The 1,281-nt window shown below is 74.7% G+C and carries 2 protein-coding genes; both read left to right on the plus strand.

The window, feature by feature from the left end; genetic code table 11:
* A partial coding sequence (locus tag AB0J52_RS41180; protein WP_500188692.1) for a response regulator occupies positions 1-819 on the plus strand: 819 nt, incomplete at its 5' end.
* Positions 816-1,281 (plus strand): ANTAR domain-containing protein (locus tag AB0J52_RS41185; RefSeq protein WP_500188693.1); only part of this gene is annotated, 466 nt, incomplete at its 3' end. The genes AB0J52_RS41180 and AB0J52_RS41185, both read left to right, overlap by 4 nt.

Below are 1,281 nucleotides of genomic sequence, written 5' to 3' on the forward strand. Positions count from 1 at the left end.
GTGGGCGGTCCGGTGGGCGGTCCGGGCGAGCACGTCCAGATCGTCACCGCCACCGGGGCGCAGGAGGCCGCCGCCGCCCTCGCCGTCGAGCCGTGCCACTGCGTGGTGCTGCAGCTCGACATGCCGGGCGGTGCGGCGCTGCGGTTCCTGGAGGCGATGGACGGCGACCCGGCGCTGCGCGGCTGCCCCGTTCTGGCCCACAACAACCGGGCGCTCGGCGCCGAGGAGGAACGGCTGCTGCAGGCGCACGCCGACAGCCGTCCGCTGGAGCTGCTCCGGAGCCTGGACGAGCTCCGCGAACGCATCGCGCTGCACCTGGCCGCCGAGCAGCCGGGCGACGTCATGCCGCTCGTCCGGCCCGGGCACGGCGAGGTTCCGGCGCCCGCCACCGCCGACGCCTCGCTGGCGGGACGGCTCGCCCTCATCGTGGACGACGACTCGCGGAACGTGTTCGCCCTCACCAGCATCCTCGAACTGCACGGCATCCGCGTCGTGCACGCCGAGAACGGCCGCAAGGGGATCGAGGCGCTCGCCGCGCATCCGGACACGGACCTGATCCTGATGGACGTGATGATGCCGGAGATGGACGGCTACGCGGCGACCATGGCGATCCGGGCGATGCCCGAGCACGCCGCGCTGCCCATCATCATGGTGACGGCCAAGGCGATGCCGGGCGACCGGGACAAGAGCCTGGCCGCGGGCGCCAACGACTACGTCACCAAACCGCTGGACGCCAACGAACTCATCGCCTGCATCCGCCAGTGCCTCGACCAGGCGGGCCGTCCTTCCGCGGCCGGCAGCGGAAGAGCGCACGAGTGACCGTGGAGCCGGGAGGCGGACTCGTGGAGAGCGCCGGCGGCGGCGACCTGGACGACAACGGTCTCAGCGTCGGGCGGCTGGCCGCCACGGTCGAGCGGCTCCGCCGGGAGATCCGTGAGGCCCAGCAGGCCGCCGACGGCCGAGGCGTGCTGGAACTGGCCAGAGGCGTCCTGGTGGAGCGGCTGCGCTGCGGCCCGGCGGAGGCCGCCCGGCATCTGGACACGCTGGCCGCCCAGGCGGGACGGACCCCCCTCGAACTGGCCGCCGAGATCATCAACCAGGCCGCCCGGGACCGCGTCACCGACGCCACCCAGGCGTTCCTCACCCATGCCGTCCGCGGCGGTACCGCCCCCTCCGGCGCGGCGGGCGGCGGCCTGGCCGTCGCAACGCGGCTGCGCGCCGCCGAAAGCGGTGCCATGGCGGCACCGGACACCCAGGCGGCGGCCGAAGCGCTGCTCACCC

This window comes from Spirillospora sp. NPDC049652, from assembly GCF_040675125.1.
GTDB lineage: Bacteria > Actinomycetota > Actinomycetes > Streptosporangiales > Streptosporangiaceae > Spirillospora.